The organism is Halomonas sp. MCCC 1A13316, from assembly GCF_014931605.1.
GTDB lineage: Bacteria > Pseudomonadota > Gammaproteobacteria > Pseudomonadales > Halomonadaceae > Halomonas.
In genome coordinates this window covers 2417226-2437000 of the sequence record NZ_CP053382.1, presented here as the reverse complement: position 1 = coordinate 2437000, position 19775 = coordinate 2417226, and the positions used below count along the sequence as shown (strand labels likewise).

Annotated in this window: 21 protein-coding genes; 12 read left to right on the top strand and 9 right to left on the bottom strand. The window is 56.4% G+C overall.

Annotation, left to right across the window (positions count from 1 at the left end; genetic code table 11):
* Window positions 1-8: 8 nt before the first annotated feature.
* From HNO52_RS11320 to HNO52_RS11305, 4 genes are all read right to left on the bottom strand, one after another.
* Window positions 9-1301, bottom strand: a complete 1293-nt coding sequence (locus tag HNO52_RS11320) for a TRAP transporter large permease (RefSeq protein WP_197565425.1) — start codon at window positions 1299-1301, stop codon at window positions 9-11.
* 2 nt (window positions 1302-1303) lie between these two features.
* The gene (locus HNO52_RS11315) at window positions 1304-1816 is read right to left on the bottom strand and encodes a TRAP transporter small permease (RefSeq protein WP_197565424.1); all 513 of its coding nucleotides are present in this window, start codon (window positions 1814-1816) and stop codon (window positions 1304-1306) included.
* 67 nt (window positions 1817-1883) lie between these two features.
* On the bottom strand, window positions 1884-2867 hold the full coding sequence (locus HNO52_RS11310; RefSeq protein ID WP_197565423.1) for a TRAP transporter substrate-binding protein: 984 nt from the start codon (window positions 2865-2867) through the stop codon (window positions 1884-1886).
* 40 nt (window positions 2868-2907) lie between these two features.
* Window positions 2908-4197, bottom strand: coding sequence for a ribulose-bisphosphate carboxylase large subunit family protein (locus tag HNO52_RS11305; RefSeq protein ID WP_232090221.1), 1290 nt, complete (start codon window positions 4195-4197; stop codon window positions 2908-2910).
* Between the two features lie 139 nt (window positions 4198-4336).
* On the opposite strand from HNO52_RS11305, the gene HNO52_RS11300 reads away from it, so the two are divergent.
* The 4 genes from HNO52_RS11300 (at window position 4337) to otnC (ending at window position 8808) form a co-directional block, all read left to right on the top strand.
* Window positions 4337-5383 carry a LacI family DNA-binding transcriptional regulator gene (locus tag HNO52_RS11300; RefSeq protein ID WP_197565422.1) on the top strand — a complete coding sequence of 349 codons (1047 nt, stop codon included), beginning with the start codon at window positions 4337-4339 and terminating at the stop codon, window positions 5381-5383.
* Window positions 5384-5400: 17 nt separating this feature from the next.
* Window positions 5401-6717, top strand: coding sequence for a four-carbon acid sugar kinase family protein (locus HNO52_RS11295; RefSeq protein ID WP_197565421.1), 1317 nt, complete (start codon window positions 5401-5403; stop codon window positions 6715-6717).
* Window positions 6718-6853: 136 nt separating this feature from the next.
* A complete protein-coding gene (gene otnK / locus HNO52_RS11290) occupies window positions 6854-8164 on the top strand; it encodes a 3-oxo-tetronate kinase (RefSeq protein ID WP_197565420.1) in 1311 nt (436 codons plus the stop codon).
* Window positions 8161-8808, top strand: coding sequence for a 3-oxo-tetronate 4-phosphate decarboxylase (gene otnC, locus HNO52_RS11285; RefSeq protein ID WP_197565419.1), 648 nt, complete (start codon window positions 8161-8163; stop codon window positions 8806-8808). The genes otnK and otnC overlap by 4 nt, the downstream gene beginning before the upstream one ends.
* Window positions 8809-8997: 189 nt before the next feature.
* On the opposite strand, the gene HNO52_RS11280 is transcribed toward otnC, so the two are convergent.
* Window positions 8998-9150, bottom strand: a complete 153-nt coding sequence (locus HNO52_RS11280; protein ID WP_197565418.1) for a hypothetical protein — start codon at window positions 9148-9150, stop codon at window positions 8998-9000.
* A gap of 321 nt (window positions 9151-9471) precedes the next feature.
* Here HNO52_RS11280 and HNO52_RS11275 point away from each other — a divergent pair, with 321 nt between their 5' ends.
* The 4 genes from HNO52_RS11275 (at window position 9472) to HNO52_RS11260 (ending at window position 12491) form a co-directional block, all read left to right on the top strand.
* Window positions 9472-10329, top strand: a complete 858-nt coding sequence (locus HNO52_RS11275) for an ABC transporter substrate-binding protein (protein WP_197565417.1) — start codon at window positions 9472-9474, stop codon at window positions 10327-10329.
* 62 nt (window positions 10330-10391) lie between these two features.
* Window positions 10392-11060: an amino acid ABC transporter permease gene (locus HNO52_RS11270; RefSeq protein ID WP_197565416.1), complete on the top strand. Its 669-nt coding sequence runs from the start codon at window positions 10392-10394 to the stop codon at window positions 11058-11060.
* Between the two features lie 19 nt (window positions 11061-11079).
* The gene (locus tag HNO52_RS11265; RefSeq protein WP_197565415.1) at window positions 11080-11820 is read left to right on the top strand and encodes an amino acid ABC transporter ATP-binding protein; all 741 of its coding nucleotides are present in this window, start codon (window positions 11080-11082) and stop codon (window positions 11818-11820) included.
* A 2-nt stretch (window positions 11821-11822) separates the two neighbouring features.
* A complete protein-coding gene (locus HNO52_RS11260; protein ID WP_197565414.1) occupies window positions 11823-12491 on the top strand; it encodes an amino acid ABC transporter permease in 669 nt (222 codons plus the stop codon).
* A gap of 48 nt (window positions 12492-12539) precedes the next feature.
* On the opposite strand, the gene HNO52_RS21460 is transcribed toward HNO52_RS11260, so the two are convergent.
* Together HNO52_RS21460 and HNO52_RS21325 are read right to left on the bottom strand one after the other, a co-directional pair.
* The gene (locus tag HNO52_RS21460) at window positions 12540-12812 is read right to left on the bottom strand and encodes an integrase core domain-containing protein (protein ID WP_442907175.1); all 273 of its coding nucleotides are present in this window, start codon (window positions 12810-12812) and stop codon (window positions 12540-12542) included.
* 270 nt (window positions 12813-13082) lie between these two features.
* Complete coding sequence (locus tag HNO52_RS21325) at window positions 13083-13259, bottom strand: hypothetical protein (protein WP_332107632.1); 177 nt, start codon at window positions 13257-13259, stop codon at window positions 13083-13085.
* Window positions 13260-13295: 36 nt separating this feature from the next.
* Here HNO52_RS21325 and HNO52_RS11250 point away from each other — a divergent pair, with 36 nt between their 5' ends.
* From HNO52_RS11250 to HNO52_RS11235, 4 genes are all read left to right on the top strand, one after another.
* Window positions 13296-14663 (top strand): O-antigen ligase family protein, encoded by a 1368-nt coding sequence (locus HNO52_RS11250; RefSeq protein ID WP_197565412.1) that lies wholly within the window; start codon window positions 13296-13298, stop codon window positions 14661-14663.
* A gap of 41 nt (window positions 14664-14704) precedes the next feature.
* Window positions 14705-15838, top strand: a complete 1134-nt coding sequence (locus HNO52_RS11245; protein ID WP_232090219.1) for a glycosyltransferase — start codon at window positions 14705-14707, stop codon at window positions 15836-15838.
* A 34-nt stretch (window positions 15839-15872) separates the two neighbouring features.
* Window positions 15873-16793: a glycosyltransferase family 2 protein gene (locus HNO52_RS11240; protein ID WP_197565411.1), complete on the top strand. Its 921-nt coding sequence runs from the start codon at window positions 15873-15875 to the stop codon at window positions 16791-16793.
* Between the two features lie 74 nt (window positions 16794-16867).
* Window positions 16868-17965 carry a glycosyltransferase gene (locus HNO52_RS11235; RefSeq protein ID WP_197565410.1) on the top strand — a complete coding sequence of 366 codons (1098 nt, stop codon included), beginning with the start codon at window positions 16868-16870 and terminating at the stop codon, window positions 17963-17965.
* Here HNO52_RS11235 and HNO52_RS11230 read toward each other — a convergent pair.
* The gene (locus HNO52_RS11230) at window positions 17892-18647 is read right to left on the bottom strand and encodes a lipopolysaccharide kinase InaA family protein (protein WP_197565409.1); all 756 of its coding nucleotides are present in this window, start codon (window positions 18645-18647) and stop codon (window positions 17892-17894) included. The two genes, HNO52_RS11235 and HNO52_RS11230, sit on opposite strands and share 74 nt — an antisense overlap.
* 12 nt (window positions 18648-18659) lie before the next feature.
* Window positions 18660-19727 (bottom strand): glycosyltransferase, encoded by a 1068-nt coding sequence (locus HNO52_RS11225; RefSeq protein ID WP_197565408.1) that lies wholly within the window; start codon window positions 19725-19727, stop codon window positions 18660-18662.
* Between the last annotated feature and the right edge of the window lie 48 nt (window positions 19728-19775).

Genomic DNA, 19775 nt, shown 5'->3' with positions numbered 1-19775 from the left:
AGTTCTCCTTATTTCAGGACGAGGTTTGGCAGAAACATGACGATGCTGGGAAAGATGATGATAATCAGCAGGACAGCAATGAGAGGGATGTAGAACGGCAGCGTTTCGCGAACCAGCCCGCTGAACGACATGCCCGTGATTTTCTGTATGGTGAACAGAACCGTACCGACCGGTGGTGTGATGAGGCCGATCATCAAGGTGAAGATCATCACGACGCCGAAGTGAATGGGATCGATGCCGTACTGTACGACCACCGGCACCAGCAAAGGGGTCAATAGAAAGAGGGCAGGGACCGAGTCGATGAATAGGCCGATCAGCAGAATGAACAGTGCCAGCAGCAATAACAGGCCCAGAGGATCGGTCACAGTGGCCAGCAGAAAGTCGGCGACCAGCGAAGTGACCTGATAGCGTGCAAGCACCCAACTGTACAGCGCGCTTCCGGCGATAATGAACAGGAGTACAGCGGTATCAATGGCTGTTGCTCTGAGAATGGTCAAGAACTCGCGAAAGCTGATGGAACGATAGACCATGAAAGAAATGATTAGGCAATAGAGCAGGGCGACCACCGAGGCTTCTGTTGGTGTGAAGACACCCGAGAGTATTCCCACGATGATGATCAATGGTGTGAGCATCGGCAGGAGGCCACGCGACAAGGCAGTCGTAAATTCCTTGAACCTGGCCCGCTCACGGGTGGGAAAGCCCCGGCGATGCGAGATGATGGCCACCATGGCCATGAGCCCGATGCCCATGAAAAGTCCAGGAATGATAGAAGCCAAGAAGATGCCGGCGATAGAGGCATTGGCCAAGGCACCATAAATGACAGCAGGAATGCTGGGGGGAATGATCGGACCGATGGTGGCTGAACTGGCCGTGACCGCGGCGCTGAAGCCTGTGGGGTAGCCGTCGTCCTCCATGGCCTTGATTTCCAATGCCCCCAAGCCCCCGGCATCTGCGACTGCTGAGCCTGACATTCCGGCGAACAACATACTGGCCACGACGTTGACGTGACCTAGCCCGCCCTTCAAATGGCCCACCATGGTCCTGGCGATATCAAAGACCCGATCCGAGATACCGGCGCTGTTCATCAGCCGACCGATGAGCAGGAAGGCGGGAATGGCCAGCAACGTAAAGCTATTGACGCCGTACAAAGTGCGTTGGGAAATCATCTCCATGGGAATGGCTTCGTAGCCCCGCGTGTACCCCAAAACCATTGCCGAAGAGGCGATCATGGCAAAAGCGACCGGCACCCCCAGCATCAGCAGAAAGATCAAGCCGACGAACATGATGACAAAGACTTCCATGCTCATTCACTCCGGTCAATGTGGTGAGAGGGCAGCTTGACGAACAGGCGCCGATATAGGTCTCCGATCAGTAGCCCGATCATCATCAATGCGGAAATCATTTGGATCAGGTAGATATAGGAGAAGCTCATTCGAAACGTACTGGCCAGTACGCCAGCGGTCCGTTCCATCATGTTCCAGCCGCCCACGGCGAGCATCGCCAGGACCACGATGCAGATGATATCGGCCAGGCTCGCTGCGATCTGTCGTAGGCGTGTGCCCAACATATCGGTCACCAGCGTGATGCGGATGTGTTCCTGATAACGCAGAGCTAATACTGAGCCAAGAAAGATCTCGGCCAGGAAGAGATAACGTGACGCTTCGTCAGTCCATGATACTGCTATGCCTAAGGCATAGCGTGAGATGACCTGAATGGCCATGATGATCAGCATCAGGGCAAAGGCCGACATCACGATGGCAGTCAGGAGCCGCCAGAATAGGTCATTGGCACGGGTTACGCGTTCCGCGAAGGTCACGGGCGCCTCCAGATGCAGATGGGTTGTGAGAGTTTAGGGACCCGGCCCGCATGGGCCGGGGTGAATCTCACTCGATCAGTGACGTAACGTAGTCACGCACGGAGGGATGGTAGGTTTCGGCAATGTCGCGGATAGCGGGCTCGGCTGCGGTACGGAAAGCTGCAACATCAGGCTCGACGACCGTCATGCCAAGCTCCTTGAGCTCGTCGTAGAGTTCCGCCTGTCCGTTGGCGACCATCTCGTTACCCCAACTGGTGGCCTCCTCGATTGCGCCGAGAATGATTTCGCGATCCTTATCGGACAGCCCTTGGTAGAAGTCCTCGTTCATTAGCCAGTGGAAGAAAGAATAGACGTGCTCGGTACGGTTGATGTGGCTTTGCACCTCATACAGCTTGCCTGAATGAATGAGGTCGACGGGGTTCTCTTGCATATCAATGACGCCTGTTTGCAGCGAGGTATATACCTCCGGCCAGGCGATAGGGCTGGGCAAAGCACCGATTTCTTCCCAGATCTGAATCCAGGGGGCGATTTCAGGCACCCGCATACGTACACCCTGAATATCTTCAGGCGTCTCCACGGGGAAGTTCGAGGTCAGATTGCGTGGATTGCGAGCCGAGAGACCCACGAGACGCATGTTGCCGTTGGTGACCAGCTTTTCGTTAAGCAAATCACCGGTCTCGCCCTCATACACCTGGCGTGCCTGATCGCTGCCGCTGTAGACGAAGGGAAGGTCAGCGGCGGCGAATTCGGGGGCATATAGCGTCATGGGCATGGAGCCACCAAGTGCGATCGAGTACTCGCCATAGCTGGCGCCCTCCAGGTGGTCACGCTCGCCTCCGACCTCGGTACCCAGCAGGGTAACGGTGTAGTCTCCGTCGGTTTGCTCCTCAATGCTCTCCTTGAGCCGCTCTCCGACCTTGAACATGGCGTGGGAGGGTTCGGTATGGATGGCGATGGCGATCTCGGCAGCAGCGACGTGAGTCGCGAGGCCGAGGCTGGTGAGGCCGGCGAGACCGGCGAGGACGATTCCACTTGCTGTCGTTGTCTTCATGGGATTGCCTCTTGTATTGGGCTTGAGTGGCGTCTTGCTTTCATCCTGAAAACGGGCTGGCAAAGGCCCGCAACGCGACCTCCAGGTCGGGTTCCTGATGGGCATGCTCGCCAAGCGGCGTGCCGCTTGCGGCTGCAGCCCAGGCGGCACGTATGCTGCGGCAGCCGGCTGCCACACCGTTGGGGTGGCCCATAATGCCTCCGCCACAGGTATAGATGAGATCGGTCGAACCCAGCGCCTTGAAGGTGTTGGACGCCTGGTGAACGGTCTGAGCTGAAGAGAACACCGGCATGGCGCGGTCATCGCGTTCGCTGCGATGGAGAAGGGGGGTCAGGCAGGCCGTGGCGGAGTCGATGACAGAAGCATCCGCTTCAGCGAACTTGCTGCCTAATCCATTGACATGAAGGTGGTCGGCGCCGGCCAGGCGCAATAGGGTTTGATACGCCGGATAGTCGATTCCGATCGAAGGGCTTCGATAGAAAAGTCCCCAGCCGTTGCGATGGCCATGTATAGGCACGCTCGTGTGTTGACTCAGCGCTTGCAACGACGCCAAACCAATCCAGTTCATGCTCGCCATAACGCAGGTTCCTTCGTGCTCAACGACAAGATCGTGCTGGCGGCGCATCTCGTCGATATCACCTGTGATATTGAAAGCATACATGGGTTTGCGGCCCGTCCTCTGAGCGTAGTCGTTGATGACTCGCATTACGGCGGGAACTCGTTTGGCAAGCGGTGAGTAGGGAGGATTGGCAATAAGTTCATCGTCCTTGATGAAATCGATGCCCGCTTCGATCAACTCGCCCACCAGCTCGGCAGTTTCCTCCGGAGTTAACCCAACGCTTGGCTTGATAATGGTGCCGATCAGTGGACCTTCGTTACAGCCCGTCAGTTGTCGAGTGCCCGTGATTGAAAACCGCGGCCCAGGATGGGCCTCAAGGAATTCGTCGGGTAAGGCGAGCCGGCTAAGGCGGATGCCCGAGAGTTCGCGAAGCTCGGTCAGATTGCCTAGCACGGTTGCCATCAGGTTGGGCAGAGAAGTGCCCACGTTGATGGTTGGCCATGAAAGGGTGATGTTGGCTCGATGATAGACCTCGCCTGGCATTGCCCCGGGCAGTGAGGGGGTATCCGCTGTTGTGAGCTGAGTGACCGAATCCACCTGAGCGGCGTGCCGATCACGAAGTTCGTCGGTTTCACGGGCAAGCTTCAGAAAGGTGCCTGAGGATTGCTCACCAGCCATTGCCTCAGCGGCGCGATGCGGATCGAGAGGTGTTTCGATCCAGTAGCTCGCCTTGATTCTGCCAGGAACGGATCTTGGCATTGAGCTCGCCATTGTTTGCTCCTGCCGGCGTGTGCCGGTCTGTTGTCGTTGTCCTACAAAAAAACTAGCACGGGAATTTTGGTAGCGCTACCATTTGAGATATTCGCCATTAGCATGACAGCGCGAAGAAACCTTCAGGCGGGGGAAAACCATGCAGAATCAGAAGCCCGGCACGCGCGGCAGGAGGCGTCACCGGGGAGGGGATCGAGTCACCATCGAAGATGTGGCCCGGGAGGCAGGGGTTGCCCCCATCACTGTGTCTCGAGCCCTCAAGACACCAGAGCGTGTCTCAACGAAGTTACGGGAGCGGATCGACGAAGCCGTGGTGCGTCTTGGCTATGTGCCGAACCTGATTGCCGGCGGCCTAGCCTCTGCCGAGACTCGCGTGATACCCGTCGTGGTGCCTTCGCTGTCGATCTTGACCTTCATCGAAGTGATACATGGCATCCAGCAAACGCTGGAGCAGGCCGGTTATCAGGTACTGTTGGGCTCGACTGACTTCGACCTGAACCGCGAGGCGGACCTTGTCGATTCCGTGCTGGGATATTCGCCTTCAGGTGTGATCATGACGGGTTTGCGGCATAACGAACACACGGTGCGGCGCCTCAAGAGCTGGGGCCGACCAGTCGTCGAGATCATGGAATTGGGTGATGAAGCCATTGACATGAACGTGGGCGTTGACAACTACGCTGTTGGTGCCTGCATGGCGCGACATCTTCTGGATCGAGGCTACCAACGCATAGCGTATCTCGGCGCAGGCATGCAACGCGACTATCGAGCCCTACAGCGCTTTGAAGGCCACCGGAAGGCACTTGAGATGGCAGGGGTGGAGTGTGATATGCAGTTTCGGCGCGATGAGCCATCCTCCTATGACATGGGGCGCGAACTTTTCAAGGAGGCGATGGCCAGACGGCCCGATTTGCAGGCTTTGCATTTCGCCAACGATAACCTGGCCGCTGGGGCGCTTTTGGAGGCAAACCGACGCGGGATCCGTGTTCCCGATGAGATCGCCATTGGCGGGTACCTTGGGTTATCGCTCGGTCAACACCTAACTCCGCAACTCTCTACCGTGACGGTGCCCCGCTTCGAGATGGGAGCCGAAGCGGCCAGGCTGCTGCTTACCCGACTCGCTGGCCAACAGCCTAAAACGCCTCAAGTAGACATCGGCTATGAACTTACGGTGAGAGAAAGCACTTGAAGGCAAGGAGAACCAGCATGCAGCAGTTACTAGCGGCTTTTTATGGTGATGATTTCACTGGTTCTACCGAAAATCTGGCGCAGTTCTGCCGTCATGGCCTAAGGGGCCGATTATTTTTTTCGACAGCCAAGCCCGAAACGATCCGCGAGATGGCGACCGAACTTGAAGTCGTAGGTCTGGCGGGCACGGCCCGTGGCTTGTCACCTGAAGCCATGACGCGGGAGGTCGAGCCATCTCTTGCTCTGATGGAGGAACTGCAGCCGCGGATCCTACAGTACAAGGTGTGCTCAACTTTTGACTCATCGCCCGAAGTGGGGAGCATCGGCCACGTGATGGAGTTGGCAAGACAGCGTTGGCCAGGATGTGCCTTGCCGGTGTTGCCTGCCACTCCGGCATTCGGCCGCTTTACAGCCTTTTCCAATCTGTTCACACGTTATGCCGGCTCGATTTGTCGGCTGGATCATCACCCTGGCATGGCCCACCATCCTTCTACCCCGATGAAAGAGGCTGACTTGCGCCGGCACTTGGCTGATCAGACTTCATTGCCCTCGGCCGCGGTGACGTTGCTTGATTATCGAGATTCCGATGGCGGCTGGCAGGTTATGGCTGATGCCGCTGCACGCGAGAGTTTTATGGTGCTGGACGCCACTGATCAAAGGGAGTTGGAGCATGCCGCATCTCTCATCATGCGGCTGGCTGAGCAGCGTAAAACATTGGCAGTGGCCGCTCAGGGTCTGGCCGATGCGCTGGGACGCCTAGCCAGTCTGGATGAGAATAAACGCTTCCCGCTGCCTGAGTACTACGCTGGCGTTGGGCATCTGCTGGTGTTGTCGGGTAGCTGTTCTCCCCAGACCCAGTTGCAGCTGGAGGACTTCTCGTCACGAGGGGGGGAGGTGCTGGGACTCCAGCCGGAAACGGCTTTGGATGATCCCGAGGCGGTATTGTCTGGCTTGATCGAGAAGGTGGCTTGGTATCAGGCTCAAGGCAAAAATGTTGCCGTTGCCACGACACGTCAGCAAGGTGATGTGGTAACGAAGCTGTCGGCTGAACACCTGAGCCGCAGCGTGGGGGGGATTTATGCCCGTTTGACATGCGCGCTTCGTGAACGAGGACTGTTGCCGCGAGTGGTTTTCGCAGGGGGTGATACCTCCAGTCATGCAATGCGCCAGATGGGTGCCGATTCGCTCGAACTGATCGCCTTCGACGGAGAACAGAGCGGCCACCTATGCCGGCTGTCAGCTTCGGGGGCTGCCATCGATGGGCTGGAGGTTGTGCTCAAGGGCGGGCAGATCGGTGGCAAGGACTTCTTCGCTCGTGTGCGCCAGGGCACTTAAGCGGCCGTGCGTTATTGACCTGCTCATGATGGTGTGTGTTCTCGCCCGGCCAGCTTGACCCTCGGTCGTTTGAAATAACCAGCGACTTGCAGGAATCGAACTGTCTGTAGCCGTCACTAAATGGAGAATTTGCGATATGAGACTTGTTCTAGGAGCCATTGCCGATGATTTCACAGGCGCCACCGATCTCGCCAACAATCTTGTACGGGCGGGGATGCGATGCGTACAGCTTCTAGGCGTGCCTAATGACTCAATTGACCTAGGTGAGGTCGATGCTGTGGTCGTGGCGCTCAAGTCCCGCTCCATTCCGGCTCGACAGGCGGTGCTCGATTCCCTCGCAGCGCTGGAATGGCTCCAGGCGCAGGGGGTTCACCAGGTTTTCTTCAAGTACTGCTCGACCTTTGACTCAACTGATGCAGGTAACATCGGCCCAGTAGCCGATGCGCTGCTGGAGTACCTTGGCTCGACCCAGACCGTCATGGTGCCTGCCTTCCCGGCCAATGGACGCACCGTCTATCAGGGGCATCTCTTCGTTGGCGATCGGCTGCTCAACGAGAGCGGTATGGAACATCATCCGCTCAATCCCATGAGCGACTCGAATCTTGTGCGCGTGCTGGGCCGCCAGTCTCCTCATCCCGTAGGGCTGGCCCCTCGCTCCATACTGGCCCGTGGCGCCCAGGCTACCCGCGAGCATCTCGAATCGCTCGCGGATCGGGGCATGCGGCATGTCATATGCGACACGTTGGACGAACATGATCTCGACGTTTTGGCCGAGGCCTTGGTCGATTATCCCCTGGTCACAGGGGGGTCGGGGTTGGGACAGGCGCTCCCCGCGCAGTATCGTCGACGCGATTGGCTGGAAGAGGTCGCCGAGCCGGGACGCCTCTCTTCGCCGAACGGGGGTGCCCTGGTGCTTTCTGGTAGCTGCTCGCGGGCTACCCTGGGGCAGGTGTCCCGCTTCCTCGAACGTCATCCAGGCATTGGGTTGGACCCTCTGGCACTGGCTGAAGGGGAAGGGCACATGGAACATGCCCTGGCCTTCGCGCGTGAGCATCTTGTGGCAGGCGGTCCGGTCTTGGTCTATGCCTCTGCCGACCCCGAACGAGTGCAGGCCGCCCAGGCAGCACTCGGAATCGAGCAGGCGGGCCGCCTGGTCGAGCAGGCCATGGGGCAACTGGCCCGCGCACTGGTTGATGACGAAGATGTGGGCCGGCTGGTCGTCGCCGGCGGCGAGACGTCTGGGGCGGTAGTCTCTGCCCTGGGCATCCGCCAGCTGCGCATCGGCGGACAGATCGATCCGGGTGTCCCCTGGACTCAGGCGCCACTGTCCGGACGTGATACGCCACTGTCGCTCGCGCTCAAGTCCGGCAATTTCGGCTGTGAAGATTTCTTCAGCAAAGCCTTCACAGTCTTGGAAGAGCTGGCCGATGGGGAGGGCAGGGTATGAGAATCTCTGACGAGTCCCGTCTACGAGAGCAGATCGCCACCCTGGGCAAGTCACTGTTCGATCGAGGTCTGACAATGGGCTCCAGCGGCAACATCAGTGTACGCACCGACGATGGCGGTTGGCTGATGACACCTACCAATGTCTGTCTGGGGCGCCTTGATCCGGCCCGAATTTCGCTCCTTGAACGAGATGGCAGCTGGCAGGATGGCGACAAGCCGACCAAAGAACATTTCCTGCACATGGCGATGTATGCCGAACGGCCTCAATCCGGGGCTATCGTGCATCTTCATTCCACACACTCAGTGGCAGTTTCCTGCCTACCCGAGATCGACCCCTGTGACTGCATTCCACCGCTGACGGCCTATTACGTCATGCGTGTAGGCAGGTTGCCGCTGGTGCCGTACCACCTTCCAGGTGACCCCGCCCTGGGCGATGCAGTGCGAGGCCTTGCGGGAAAACACAGCGCTGTACTTCTTGCCAATCATGGACCAGTGGTTGCAGGTAAGAGCTTGGAAGCAGCAGTATATGCTACAGAAGAACTGGAGGAGACCGCCAAGCTTTATTTGCTACTGCATGGGCGGAATCCACGTGCCCTTACGCCTGAGCAAGTGGCCGAGCTTGAGTCCCGTTTTCCTCGAGATTGAAGCTTGTCCCCGGCAGTTGGGTGGGCGGTGAGTATAGGTAGTCCAGACTTCCGGCGAGTCACCGGCCAGATAGAAACAAATGGCGGTAAGTACGCAGTACTGGCCATCGACGACATCAGCGGCAACTAGAACAGGAATGTCGAGACCTCGGTACTGTTTGAGCTGATCGCCCACATAGAAGTCATAGCATTAATCGCGATTCGAAAGGTTGGTTTCCCAGCTTTGTGCACTATGCTCAATTGCCTGTCTGGCCCCGCTGGCATTGACCGCACAGAAGGCTTCAAAGATCGCTTTATAGTTGACGGAAATTTGTGCAATGACTTCATTGAAAGCTGGGGTCACGATATGTCTGCTCAATGCTGGCGATCATCGCTTCCATATAGTCAATGGCCTTCTCAATACGCTGATGGTGCCCGTCGGCGTCGTCTTACATCGCCTGGTGGGTGTAGGCGGGTTCGAACATTGCCCAAGCTTATGCACATCGCGATTCGGACAGAATATCGCTAGCCGCTGGCAGGACTAGCATTCAATGTCGATTGCACCTACGTTGGTGGGGTCAGTGAAGCAACTATTTTTTCTTAGCAGCAGAAATTTGACAGGCCTGAATAGCTCTGCTCATAGTGATTGACGTGCTAATCAAATTCACCAACGCGCGAGTCGACCATGAAACAAACAAAAACATCACTGCTTTCAGCCACTTTTGCTAGCGCGATGCTCATTGGTGGCGGTTTGGTATCTTCCGCTCATGCTCAGGAAGTATACACCGTAGGTGTTGAAGCCTCCTTCCCGCCCTGGGCGTACGTCGAGGCAGGTGATTTCAAGGGGATTGCCATCGATGCCATGGAGGCTATTGCGGAAGAGAGGGGATTCGAAATCGAGTTTCAGGACATGCCGTTTCCTTCTCTGATACCCGCATTGGCTTCAGAAAAGATAGATATTCTTGCAACCGGGTTGACCGTAACTGAGGAGCGCAGCCAGAACATTGATTTCACGATCCCATGGTGGGAGACCAATGATGTCGTCCTTGTACCTGAGGATTCGGAGCTTAACGTCTTCACTGCGGTATGTTGCGGTGCTCGGGTCGGTGTCCAGGGCGGCTCCTCCCAGCAGGCATGGATGGAAGAAAACGTTGTAGATACGGGCGATGTAGATGTAGAGCTGGCGAAGTACGATAGCTATGTTACTGCGGTGGATGACATGGCTATCGGTCGCATCTCATCGGTTATTGTCGACGATACCTCTGCCCAGGAATATATCAACGCGGGCAAGCCGATAAAGATGGCGGGAAAAATCTTTATTCGTGCTCCGCTGGCGCTGGCAGTACCCAAGGATGATCCCCAGGGGGTCTTGGGCGAGCTTAACCAAGGCATCCTGGCTATCTACGAGTCGGGAGAATGGGAGGAGATCGTCAGTTCCTACATACCCGGAGTGACGGTGCCTACTATACCGGGACATATGCCCGATTTTGTTGATACTTATCAGAAACCGGTGGCAGGACTGCCTGAGCTCGGTAACGAATAACACAGCTAGATAGCGAACGTCTCTCCTGACAGAGAGGCGTTCGTATCGCCAAGGGATCAGGTATGGATATCTACGACGTATTGCTGAGGGATTTTCCCTTTCTCCTGAAGGGCCTTGGCGTTGCCATCGTTCTTTTGGCTGCGCTGCTAGTGATCGGCTTCGTGTTGGGCATGGCAATCTGTCTCTTGCAATTGTACGGTCCCAAGACACGCTTTATCCAGTGGCCTATCGTCGCTTACGAACGCGTATTTCGTGGCATTCCGATCATCATCATGCTGTTTATATTTTACTACGGTGTGTCGCAATTTTACGATATATCAGCTTTTGGTGCTGCTGTGTTGGCCATGGGTTTGCGCTCGGCTGCGTATCAGTCTCAGATTTTTCGCAGTGCATTTCAATCGGTTCCATCCGGGCAGATGATGGCGGCAAGAGCTATGGGAATGTCCAAGATAAAGGCTATTCGTCATATCGTTTTTCCTCAAGCCTTACGCCATGCCATAGGGCCATGGACGAATGAGTTCTCTTCCGAGATAAAAGAGACATCCCTTGCTTATGTGATCGGTGTGGTAGAGTTGACGCGTCAGGCTCACTACATTATCACCAGTACGCAAGGCAACGTGTTGACCGTCTTTGCTGTCGTAGCACTTCTGTATTTTATCTTGAACAGATCAGGGAATAGCCTGCTCTATGCGTTTGAACGTAAGCTGGCTGTGCCAGGTTTTGAAAAATGATTTTATAGGAGAGCCCGGTATGGCTGGCCAGAAGATTTTGGATGTGAGAGAGGTTAGAAAAGCCTATAACGGTTTGGAAGTTCTGAAGGGAATCAGTTTCGGCCTTTATCGTGGCGAAACCAAGGTGTTGATTGGTCCTTCCGGCTCAGGCAAAAGCACACTGTTACGCTGTATTAATTACCTTACTGTGCCGGATAAGGGACGCATCTTCTTGAATGGCGATGAAGTATTGGATACTAACATCGATGCCATGCGGGCTCGTATGGGGTTCGTGTTCCAGGATTTCAACCTTTTCACCCACCTTACCGTTTTGGATAACGTGACCCTTTGTCAGGTAAAGGTGAACGGCGTTGACAAAAAGGAGGCGATTAGTCGCGCACAACAAGAGCTTGAGCGTGTAGGACTCAGCGACAAAGCCGATGCCTATCCCGCCGAGCTTTCCGGAGGCCAGCAGCAGCGTGTCTCCATCGCCCGCGCATTGGCGATGGACCCCGATGTGCTCTTGTTCGACGAGCCCACTTCGGCACTGGATCCGGAATTGACGGGCGAGGTCGTTCGGGTCATGCAGCAGCTGGCATCCGACGGGATGACGATGGTCGTAGTAACCCATGAAATGGGCTTCGCACGACAGGCTGCCGACGAGATTATCTTTTTGGAGCATGGTCATATTGTCGAACAGGGGCCACCTGATGTGATGTTCCAACAGGCAAGTAATGACCGGACTCGTGCCTTCCTCAATATCATCGCGGAGCACGGCTAACCATGACCGAATTCATCGCATTTGGCATCGAATGGCTACCTACCCTGTTAAAGGGAGTCCCTGTCACTCTCTCGCTGTGGGTTATAGCCATTACTTTAGGGTTCTTTCTTGGCTTAATTCTCTGCTGGGCTAGGGTTTACGGAAATAAAGTATCCTATTGGTTCAGTACTGTTTACGTTGAGCTGTTTCGCGGCACGCCCATGCTGGTCCAGATGTTCTTTATTTACTTGGGCTTACCTCATGTGGGTATTGTCTTCGACGCGTTTACGGCGGCTGTGATCGCGATAACACTAAATAGTGCTGCTTATCAGGCTGAGTACTTTCGTGGCTCGGTGTTGTCAGTACCCAAGGGCCAGTTGATAGCGGCAAGGGCATGTGGCATGAGCCAGTGGCAAGCCATACGTCACATCCTGCTTCCACAAGCGCTACGAAGAGTGATCCCCCAGTGGTCTAATGAGGCTATCATCGAACTCAAGTTTACATCCATTGCCTATGCTATCGGTGTGGTCGAAATAACTTCTATAGCACAGGATATTGGCTCCAGGACACTGGACTTTTTCCTGGTCTTCCTCTGGGCAGGAGTTATTTATCTGGTCTTGACCTCGACAGTGGCGAGTTTACTCCGCTTGCTTGAGCGAAGGACTTACGTTCCTGGTGTCACCACGGTTTAATCCCCCGTTCTTACTCGACGGGGTTGGCCTTCCCCCTGGTTAGGTCCGCTATCTATGATAGATACCGCTGCTTCCTGCGCACTGCCGGCATACGCTACCGGTGGCAAATAGTACATCGAGCTGTGCGATCTGACATGGTTGAAGTGGGTTCTCCATTTGTGTGATTTCGTGTCGTGCATCCGCCAGGCTCAAGAAGCCGTGCTGATTGAGACAGCCGTCTCGAAACTTGCCGTTGGAGCTCTCGATGAAAGCATTCTGCGTCGGCTGGCCCGGCTCGATGAAGGCCAGCGTCACCTTCCGCTCACACGCCCAAAAGAACATTGCCTTGCTGGTCAGTTCCGGCCCGTTATCGCCAACAATCGAGGCTGGCAGTGAGCGCTGCTGCGCGATTCCGTCCAGGAACCGGGCCAGCCGACGACCTGGAATGAGGCGTCCGTCAGTAGCCCGACACACTCACGGCTGAAATCGTCCATGATGTTCACCATGCAAGAGCGGTATCTCGAGGCCAACAGATCCGACACGAAGTCCATCGACCAGCGTCGGTTGGGTCAGTTCGGCAGAGGCATCGGTGTTCTCGACCTGAGCAGCCGCTTACGCCGCCGGGTTCAGACGGGCTTTCTCACTTTCCAGCTCGCGCAGGCGCTTGACCTCCGCAACCTGCATGCCGCTGAACTTGGCCTTCCAGCGGCAAATGGTCTGCTCGGTCATGCCATCCGTTGTGCTCTCGCATCGTGACGTCATGTTTGAGTGGAAGGATTCTGCTACCATGCGCGCTTTCCTAGGAATGCGAAGAGTAGTGAGTCGATGAGGCACCCCTTAACCCTGCTCGAGCCGGGCACGTTTCGTTCTGTCTGGCCTTCTCCTCTATGGTTATGCTGGTTGGGGTTGCTGTTCGGAGTGCTTTACGCCGGCCTGCGGCTGTTAGCGCCGGACGTCGGTGATAAGGCCGGTACCCTGATGGCCGTGACGGGGCTCTTCGCTGTATTGCGCTGGGGGCGGCACATTCGAGGAAGTGCTGCGCTCTGGCTTTTGCTAGCCGTCATCGTGGTCCAACTTGTTTCCTGGGTGGCCGGTTACCTACACCATCCAGAATGGATGTCGGATAACCCTCAGCTCGACCGGCTAGCGAAATGGTTCCTGTTCGTTGGCCTGGCCTGGTGGTTGGGAGGAAGTACTCGTGCCACTTTATTGCTTTGGGGATTGGCCCTGACGGGGTTGATCTTCATTGTATTCTGGCCCGAAGGCAGCCTAGGGGTATGGCAGCGGGGCTTGCAGGGGCATCGAGCGGATTTCTCCATCCGTAACGCCCAGCACGATGCCATGCTGTTTGGTACCGGCCTGATCGGGCTAGCGTGTTTCGCGGGACGCTGCTGGCGGGGAGAAGGTGTTCTGGTCTGGGGGAGGCGACTGCTGTGGTCGCTGGCATTTGTTATCTGTGCTCTCGGCGTCGTGATCTCTCAGACCCGAGCGGTATGGCTGGCATTGTTGGTCATCGTGTTTGCGATTCCGCTACTAGCCATCCTGGTAGGGCGAAGTGACCGCTTTCCGTTGCGCTGGGTCGGAATGGGCTTCTTGGCAACAGCGGTACTAATTGCAATCGGATCCATGCTGTTTCATGAGCCTGTGTCCAAGCGACTCGCCGCCGAGAGCCGTATCATCGAGCAGGCGATGGAGAGCGATTGGAAAACCCTTCCCTACAGCAGTATTGGCAACCGATTGCTGACATGGCGGGCTGCAGTGGATTGGATAGCCGAACGTCCACTGTTGGGCTGGGGGGAGGAAGGTCGCAGCCTGGTCATCGAACATACCGATTGGCTGCCGGAATATACGCGTGAGCATTACGGCCATCTCCACAATACCTTTCTTGAAATTCTCGTCGGGTATGGCCTGCTAGGGCTAGCGGTAGTACTGGCGCTGATCGCCTGGATCGGCCTCGGTACCTGGCATGCCTGGCGAGCGGGTATCATGCCGGGTGACATGGCCCTGTTCGGGGCCGGGTTCTTCATTTTTTATGTCATCGTCAACCAGTTCGAAGCCTATGGTAGCTTCTGGACGGGCGTATACGTGCAGAACCTGGTGGCTGGTGGGCTGGTGACTCACATCTGGCGTTGGCAGGTCGAGACGGGGCGGCGCGTCTTTCCTTCCTTCGGGAATAAGGAGAAGCGCGACTGATGCGTACTCTGGTCGTGGTGCGTTCGCTCAAGATGGGCGGCATGGAGCGGGTGGCGGTCAACCTCGCCGATGCCTTCGCACAGGCCGGCCACGAGAGCCACTTGCTCAGCTTTCGGCGCGTAAGGAATCCTCTAGCCCCGGAAAACTGTGAGGTGCAACAGCATCACTTGACGTTGCGCTGGTGGTCGCGGTTGACCGGGGTGGGTCTGCTGTTCGAACTGATCGCCCGGCTGATTCTGAACCCGTTGATCAAGCGCTCGCTGTTTCTCGGTACGGGCATCATGGGGGGCATGGTGTTTTGGCTCTGGCTCAAGCTTTTCGAGCGGCGCCATGGCAAGGTGGATCGCATCGTCTTCCGCGGGGTAGGTACCTTCGAGCTGATCTGGACGTTCCGTGATGAGAGGGCCTGCTATGTGCTGGAGAATATCCTGCATGTGAAAGAGATAGGGCGGCATCGACGTCTCTTCGCTCGCTGCCTCTATCAGGGGCGGCACTTGGTGACCGTCTCCGAGGGGGTGGCGGAGAGCGTACAGCGGGCCATGGAGGCTTGGCATTTTCGGCCCGCCTCCTTGCGAGTGATCTATAATCCCTGTCCATTGCCGAGCATCCGGCAACGCATGCTCGCCATGGAACCAGCCCTTCCAAAAGAGTCTTATATCGTCAATGTGGCGAGAATGGTACCGGCCAAGGATCAGGCGCTGCTGCTAAGGGCCTATGCGCGGTCTGGCGTCAACATGCCCTTGGTGCTGGTGGGCGATGGCCGGGATCGTAGCCAACTAGAGTCTCTGGCAAAGGAACTGGGTATCGCCGATCGGGTTCTGTTCGCGGGGCAGCGGGACAACCCCTATCCTTGGATGCACCATGCGCGCCTGTTCGTGTTGAGCTCGCGCTTCGAGGGCATGGGCATCGTGCTGTTCGAGGCACTCGCCTGCGGCACGCCTGTGCTCAGCGTCGATTGCCCGGGCGGTATTCGCTCGGTGCTGAAGGGCGAACTTGAGCGCAGTATTGTTCCGCACGATGAAGAGAGCCTGGCGGAAGGGATTCGAGCTGCGGTACAGGGCGAGAAACCCAAGATTGAAGAAGCATGGCTGGATGATTTCCGGCCCGAGGCAGTAGCGGCTCGCTTTGGAACGCCAGCGCAGGATAATACTAGCTTCTTTAACAGTTTGCTGTAAATATTAACTTTTTTTAAATAATGGATCGTAGCGCATGCAGGCTGAGCCCTTAGTTTCAATAGTTATCCCGCTTTATGGTAGGCCTCAGTTTCTCGAGGAATTGATGGGAAGCGTTTTGAGCCAACGCTACCCGCATATCGAAATCATACTGGTAGATGACAATGGCGCCGGCACTGAAATGCAGTTGGAAACTCGTGATCTAGTAAATGAATTTTGTATGGGCAACGTTTGTTATGTCGTGAATGAAAGTAATGTCGGTGTGTCCGCCACAAGAAACAACGGAGTTAAATTTTCGAAAGGAGCGTATGTAACTTTTCTTGATGATGACGATGTATATTATATAAATAAGGTATCATTCCAGCTTGAAGAGATGGTTCAAAGGGGGCTTGATATAAGCGTATGCTCATTTGATCGTTTTGATTCAGATGGCTTCTTGGTAAATCGCAGCGCGATACAACCAAAACTTGAATCCATACAAGACTTTTTTTTTGGAGAGTCTTCTATACACGCACCAACTATCATGATAAAAAGAGATTTTTTCCTCGCGATAGGAGGCTTCAATGAAAGTCTTGCTTACCGGGAAGACAGAATGCTGATTGCACGGGCCATGAGTTATGGTGCGATAATAGGTTCAATTCAGAAGCCTCTTTTCAAGTATCGAGTTCACTCGGGTTATCGGCTTTCAAAAAAAAGATTTTCTAGAGAAGAAGTAAATAGTATTGATGAGATAGCAATCGAAGAAGAGAAAAAGCTGAGAGATATGCTTGCTCCAGAAGACAGGAAGGAGCTCGATTTTATTCGCGCATACAAAAAGATAAATGCATATTATAAGAACGGTTGTGATATACCGTTCGGCCTTGCTACTCATGTAGTGAGCTATTCCGTTCGAAACGGTAAAGCAAAGAGTGCTGTGCGTAGTGTTCTACGTTACATGAAGTCGAAGCTGAAAAGTTGATAAGCAAGTCAGCACTTTAGACTGTGCAGTCTTGAAGGTGGTCATATTAATAAGGTAGGAGCGGTGCGCCGATTATGAAACGTATTCTTTTCGTGACCGACCACTTGGGAGGTGGCGGAGCACCGATCTCCATCATTGCATTGTCGAGTGCGCTCGCTGAGAGAGACTGCGAAGTCTCCATCGTCTCGTTGCAGGACAAGGTCTGGCATGAGCCACCGGAAGGGGTGCGTATCAAGGTACTGGATTTCCAATACCGTAGCCCTTGGCAGAAACTACGCCGTTATCGGCTCCATGCTCGCCTGCTCGATCAATGGCTCCGTGATCAGGCCCATGAATTCGATCTGGTCGTAGCGAATCTTCATTATTCCCACCAAGTCATCAATCGTTCTTCATTGGCTAAACGAGCCTGGCTCTGCATACGTACCGATCCCACCGTCGCGCTCATGGGGTCGCGACGCCCTGGGCGGTTTGCGCGCCTGCGTCGTCTCTACCATAGGCGGAGAGTTCTCGCCATCTCGCGCGGAATGCTCGATTCGCTGGCGCGGCTGGGTATCGGGCCGGCCGTGAGCCGCGTGATTCCGAACATCATCGATGCCGTGGCTATTCAGACTGCGATGAAGGAGTCCGTACCCTACGACGATTACATCGTCTACGTGGGGCGGCTGGACAAGCGCCAGAAGCGCTACGACAGACTCTTCAACGCCTATGCCATAAGCGGCGTATCCCAGCGACTATTGGTCGTGGGTGATGGTGAGATCGACGAGGCCAAGAAGATCGTCGATTCACTCGGTATTGCCGATCGGGTAACGTTCGTGGGGCAGCAGGAAAATCCCTACCCGTACATGCACCACGCCCGCTTGCTTGTGCTGGCATCGGACTATGAAGGTTTCGGTCGCGTCATAGCGGAGTCGCTTGTGTGCGGTACCCCCGTGGTCAGCACGGACTGTCCGTCGGGCCCTCGGGAGGTTCTGGGAGAGGGCTTGGAGCGGTGCTTGGCACCTCTCGATGATGGCGAGGCTTTGGGCTCTCGCATTGCCGAGGTGATCGAAAACCCGCCTGTCATCAAGTCTCGCCATTATGAGACCTTCAAGCCCAGCGCTATCGCCGATCAGTATGTTCAACTGATGTTGATGGAGGGCAGCGGCTCGGAGTGTGGGGGAAGTAAGCCCTGAGGTATTGTTCCGCGTAGCTCCTGTAGCGCTCCCCCCGAAGCTTGTTCACCGTCAATGAATTCTCAAGCGCCAGCCATTGGTCGGCGCTTTTCGTTGGTAATCGCCGCACGTGGGTATCGATCCACAGCAATTTTCCCTCGGCGCTGATGAGCAGGTTGTTGTAGTGCAGGTCGCGGTGTACGTAGCCGAAGCGGGCGAGCTGGGCTACCTCGGCGCAGAAGCGCTCAAGGAAGGCAATGCGCTCGGCCTCGCTCATGGCATCGAAGACTTCGCCCCCGGGGCGGGCGTGAGAGACTCGCTCCATGAGCAGCAGCGAGCCGTTTCGATTGCCGGGGTTGAGCGAGATGCCCCAGCCATGGCAGCGGGGCGTGGCCAGGCCGGCGCGGCGTAGTATCCGCAGGCTGCGGAACTCCTTGCGTGCGGCGCACTGTCCCAGCCACCGCTTCTCCAGGTAGTCGCGCAGCAGCCACTTCATCGGCGCTTGGCGCTTGCGAAACTTGTCCGGCACCACTTTGGCCAGCAGGTGGCCGTCGCGTGAAAGGAAGAACCGACTGCTGCCGATGGCCTCGAATTCCTGGGTCGTTGCGGTGCTGGCAAGCGACAGCCGCTCGGGCAGGTCGTTGGCGTGAAAGACGAGATAGCGTCGGCGGCGATCGTTGAACGGTATGTCGAGCAGTTTCATGTGTCGGCAGGCTCAGAGCGCTTCGAACTGGGGTATGACGTTTTCCGTCAGGAATTTCTGGTAATAGCGCTCGTCTACCGCGACGGGCTCGCGATCCATGCGGGCGATTGCCTCGGCCAGGCCGGCTTCGTCTTCCTGTGCCACGAGGAAGTCACTCAGCTCGCCGGTCAGTATCTCCCGGGGGCCGCTGGGGCAATCGGTGCTGATTACCGGGACGTGCAGCATGAGGGCCTCGATCAATACCCGCGGCAGGCCTTCGGCATCCGAAGTGAGAATGACTGCTTTGGCATTGGCGATCCAGGGGTAGGGGTTGGTGTGGTATCCCGCCATGGTTACCCGATCCTCGAGGCCGAGCTCCCGAATCTGTGCCTTCACACTGGCTTCATGCTCGGCTTTGCCCTTGCCCAGGATAATCAAGGGCGTGCTGACGCCGCTGCGCTGATAGGTGCGCAGCAGGCGGTCGTGGCGCTTGCGCGGCTCGATGGCGGCGAGACAGATGAAGTAGTCGCTCTCGGGCAGCTCGGCGGGCTCTGCGGCCAGGGCCAGGAAAGGCTCGCGCTCGTAGGGGTTGTAAATCGGGATGATCGTTTCGGCCTGAAGCCCCACGACATTCTCGAGAGTTTCCTTTACGCCGTGGGAGACGGCGATGACCTTGCGTCCATCGTAGAAGCGGTGCGCCTTGTCATAGGCGCGTTGGAGCTTCCTAAGGTCGCTGAATTTCTGCGAGATGTCCGACTTGACCCAGAAGTAGAGGTTGGGGTCGCTGAGGTGCCGGGTGATTCTGTCGCAGGCGCAGGAGATCGTCACGTCCGGCTGCCATTCGGCGAGCGCCTTGGCAATCCGGCGGGCCTGCCATTTCTCGGTGAGTACCGTCGTGAGCGCCTTGTTGAGCGGGTTGATGACGCCCAGGTTGATGATCTCGAGGCCTTCGGGGATGCGATGCTCGATCCGTTCGCGCAGGGTAAAGACGACCACCGCATGGCCGCGCTGGCGCAATTGGTCGGCCGTGTAGAGCAACGATTTTTCCGCGCCACCGCCATAAAGGTCCTTGATGACGAAGGCGAAGCGTTTCTGGGCCACGTGTATCCCTCAGGCAGGCTGGTAGGCGCAAGGCTACCACAGTGCGAA